The 4089-nt window shown below is 39.4% G+C and carries 3 protein-coding genes; 1 reads left to right on the forward strand and 2 read right to left on the reverse strand.

Annotation, left to right across the window (positions count from 1 at the left end; all coding sequences use genetic code 11):
- Positions 1 to 57: 57 nt before the first annotated feature.
- Positions 58 to 1503: a glycoside hydrolase family 1 protein gene (locus MHB46_RS01710; protein ID WP_250261356.1), complete on the reverse strand. Its 1446-nt coding sequence runs from the start codon at positions 1501 to 1503 to the stop codon at positions 58 to 60.
- A gap of 21 nt (positions 1504 to 1524) precedes the next feature.
- Positions 1525 to 1965, reverse strand: coding sequence for a DMT family transporter (locus tag MHB46_RS01715; RefSeq protein WP_023988632.1), 441 nt, complete (start codon positions 1963 to 1965; stop codon positions 1525 to 1527).
- A gap of 346 nt (positions 1966 to 2311) precedes the next feature.
- Between MHB46_RS01715 and MHB46_RS01720 the strand changes: the two genes are divergently transcribed.
- Complete coding sequence (locus tag MHB46_RS01720; protein ID WP_103048528.1) at positions 2312 to 3205, forward strand: LysR family transcriptional regulator; 894 nt, start codon at positions 2312 to 2314, stop codon at positions 3203 to 3205.
- The last annotated feature ends 884 nt before the right edge of the window (positions 3206 to 4089 follow it).

A 4089-nucleotide genomic window follows, 5' to 3' on the forward strand; every position in this document is an offset into this window, starting at 1 on the left:
TAACTGACACGATACAAAATGATCCGGGGGTGCCTTAATCATTCAGTCATTCTCATCCTAATCGTTGGTGGTTCTATGAAGATCCTCGCCGTTTGAATCAATAACTTGCTTATACCAGTAAAAACTATCTTTAAAATGGAATTGTCCACTTCCGTTTCCTTCATCATCATAGTCCACATAAATAAAGCCATATCTTTTGCTCATTTCAGCAGTACCTGCACTGATGATGTCGAAAGGGGCCCAGGTACAATAGGCAAAAACATCTGCCCCTTCATGTATTGCCTCTTTCAGTGCTGCAATATGCTCCTGGTGGTATTCGATGCGATAATCGTCATGAACTTTATTGTCCGCTGTTAAAACATCTTTAAATCCAAGACCATTTTCAGCCACCATCATGGGAACATGATACCTGTCCCAATATTTAGACATGCAGAGATATAATCCTGAAGCATTTATAGACCAGCCCCAGCGATTCGCTTTCAAATGGGGATTTTTGACGGTAGAATTAGGGTCCATCGTATTCTCACTAGCTTTAACAGTATTTGACCAGTAATAAGAGACTGCAAGGAAATCGGCTGTATTGTTCCGAAGCAACTCTTTCTCCGATTCCGTAATTTCCAGCTGGATGTCATGGTCTTCGAAATACGTCGATGCATATTCTGGATACTCGCCTCGAATCAGAACATCGCTGTAGAAATATTGCATTCGATTCCGTCTGAAATTCAGTTCGACATCTGCAGGTTCACATGAATAAGGGGCGGTTAATGTATCGGCCAACATCATTCCCATTTGAAGGGATGGATTTAGCTTGTGGCCAAACTCAGTAATCTTTGCAGAAGCAACGAATTGGTGATGAACCGCTTGAAACTTAGACTGCTCGTAATGATCAACTTTATCTTTCAGTATGCCAAGGGAGGCAAATGCCTCTTTGTGGACAAGGTTAATTTGATTGATAATGATCCAATATTTAACGATTTGGTGATATCTTTGCAGGACGGTTTGCCCATACTTCACGAAGAAATCAATCAGTTTCGGGTTTGTCCAACCGCCATATTGCTCAACCAAATTTAAAGGCATTTCATAATGGAAAATCGTGACGATTGGCTCAATATTTTTTTCTTTCATGTACTCAAATAATCGATCATAGAAGGCCAAACCCTGCTCGTTTGGAACGGTATCATCTCCATTCGGAAAAATCCTGCTCCAAGAAATAGACAACCGCAATGTTTTTACATGCATGTCTGCTAACGCATCGATATACTCACGGTATCGTTCGTAGAAATGTACTCCTTGGCGCTTAGGGAAATAGTATGTCCCATGTTTGTATTTTTCGTATGTTTCTGAATCCATGTCATTAAAATGTAGATCAATAGGATCAGCTCCTGGAATAAACGGCTGAATATCAGCGGTACTTAGCCCTCTTCCATCCCTGCGATGTGCACCTTCTACTTGATTAGCAGCAATAGCTCCTCCCCACAGAAAGTCTTTTCTTATTTTGCTCATGTACGTTTCCCCCAAATGTATTTAAAATTTTTGTACGATAAAGACTCCTGCAATAACCAAAAGAGCTCCCAATAATCGAGGAATATTCAAAGTGTGCATACTAGCACCAATTAATCCAAAATGATCAATGATCACCGACACGATTATTTGTCCAGCTAAAACGTATCCAACCGTAGCTGCTACTCCTATTCTGGGCATGAGAATGGTTGTCGCCAATACATAGAAAGCACCCAGTAGTCCTCCTGTCCACATCCACCAGGGAGCTTCAAACCATTCTTTTTTGAACAACGATCCTTTTACAAAAAAAGATATGATTATTAATGAGATGGCACCTACTGTAAAAGAAATGGCCGAAGCAACAATAGGTGATCCCACCACCGTCCTTAGCTGCGCATTAACACTAAATTGTGTAGGCAAGGCCATTCCTGCCAATAATGCGAAAATTATGAATATGATAGCCATGTATTTTCCCCTTTCTCTTACTTTGATCAATTAGCCAATCTGAAATTGAACGAAGTGCTTCAATAAATCGTTTATCCGATTTTAGAACCACGAGAAAAGAAAATACCAAAAGAACGGTTTCAAGTGTGTCCATTGCAAAAGTAATCCCGCCTCACAGTATTATCCCCTCTCAAATTCTGAAGATTGAATATCCCCTACAGATGAGTCAATAATATAACTTAAATATGGGAATACTAGATTGGTCACCTTCTCAATTTATCGATTAATCATTGACAACCCGAGTATAATTCACGCAGTATAATAAGTAAAATTAATAATAAATATAGGAGGTATACTAAATACTTATATGGATATTAATTATGAACTCTATAAGATCTTCTATATCACAGTAAAAGCTGGAAGTATGTCTAATGCGGCAAAGGAACTGTTTACATCACAATCGGCAGTTAGTCAGTCCATAAAACTACTTGAAAATAAGCTAGGTGGACAATTGTTCCATAGAAGAGCACAAGGAGTGTCCCTTACTACGGAAGGAGAGATATTATTTCAATATGTAGAACAAAGCTATGAGTTATTACAGGCGGCTGAAAGAAAATTTTTGGAATTAAGGAATTTAGATGCTGGCCAACTAAGAATAGCCGTAAGCACAACAGCTTGTAGTAACTTCTTGATGCAATACCTAGAGACATTCTCCTTGGCTTACCCTAATATCGAGATTTATATCAAAGATCAATCTACTCATTCTACAATTAAGCAGCTAGAGTCAGGCGAAGTTGACATAGGAATCATCAATCTGAACGGAAGCAGAGATTCGCTGACGGTGATTGGAAAAATAGAAATACAAGATTGTTTTGTAGTAGGTGAGAGATTTAAAGAAATATGTGATAAACCAATATTCTTAAAAGAACTAGTAGTAAATTACCCGATCATTCTCATGCAGAAAGGACTTAATACAAGAAAATATATTGACAACTTTTTCACTTCATATGGCTTAAAAGTAATACCTAAAGTAGAACTGAGTACCATGGAACTGTTAATTGAGTTTGCTAAAAAAGGTTTGGGCATATCGTGTGTAATCGAGGATTTTGTTCGCAGCGATTTGGATCAACAACAGCTATTCATAGTGCCCATCCAAGAAATCATACCTAAAAGGTTTTTAAGTATTGCTATCAAAAAAGACTTGCCCCTTTCTTCAGCAGCTCAGAAGTTTATTGAGCTTTTTCAAAGCTGCACAGTATAAATTTATAAATTGGGTTATTTATTAAAGACTTGTCTAAAAAAAGCTCACTGAGGGCTTCTTATTTGAAAGTCAACGAACCTCGCTTCAACCGCTCCAGAATGAGGTCGTCTGCTCCTGCGACAACTGGATGGTTGGTATAGTGAGCATTAAATAGGTAGATATCTAATCGGCAATGGAATAATCAAGTTCTTGTCCTTGGCTCGGAGCAAGGAACTTGATTTCTTAAAACAAAAAAGCCGTCATTTAGGCGGCTCCTAATGCAACATGCTTTTGTCCTCCGACATTCTTTTATTAACTCAAAGCTCAAGTCTACCAACCAATTTTTTTGAATCAATCTCCTCGTTCTGACATGACGTACCAACCGCAGTGCCCTTCGGCTGTTAACTATTGGCATATGGAAAGCACCACCCGTATCCCGATGGGTGACTGAATATTGCATTGGAGTATCCATTTTGTCGGGATGTTTACTTTAGGTAACCATGATGTCATATTATTCTGATCCATTCTTGTAATCAATTCGATCTGCGATCCCAAACTTCTTCATGAGTTTATGATACGTCCAACCTTCTACGATATGGAGTCGTATGGCCCTCTACCTTGGTTTCAAACGTATACTCGTTGCAGCTGTATCCCTGGACACCTGGTTGGTGTATGGCAGGCAGATGATATGATCCTCAGATTCCAGTTTATGACTCCAGTAATTTTTTTCCTTCTCAAATAAGGCTTTCAATGACATCCCTCTTGCTTCTCGGGGCCTGTTCCCCCCCCGGTTGGATGGTGCGTTGTTACGTACTTGAGCGTTGTGTCAGAAAAAGAATACTTTGCAGGCAAGGGCAGTCGGACAAGCCGCCGCCCTTTGCACACACAAAGTGAATTCATTGCAT

Origin of the sequence: Paenibacillus sp. FSL H7-0703, from assembly GCF_038003485.1 — a bacterium.
In the GTDB taxonomy this organism is placed as follows: Bacteria; Bacillota; Bacilli; order Paenibacillales; family Paenibacillaceae; genus Paenibacillus; species Paenibacillus polymyxa_B.

What these genes read in the sequence shown, in the direction of transcription:
- MHB46_RS01710 (WP_250261356.1), bottom strand. Translation starts at nt 1,503, where the DNA reads ATGAGCAAAATAAGAAAAGACTTTCTGTGGGGAGGAGCTATTGCTGCT.
- MHB46_RS01715 (WP_023988632.1), bottom strand. Translation starts at nt 1,965, where the DNA reads ATGGCTATCATATTCATAATTTTCGCATTATTGGCAGGAATGGCCTTG.
- MHB46_RS01720 (WP_103048528.1), top strand. Translation starts at nt 2,312, where the DNA reads ATGGATATTAATTATGAACTCTATAAGATCTTCTATATCACAGTAAAA.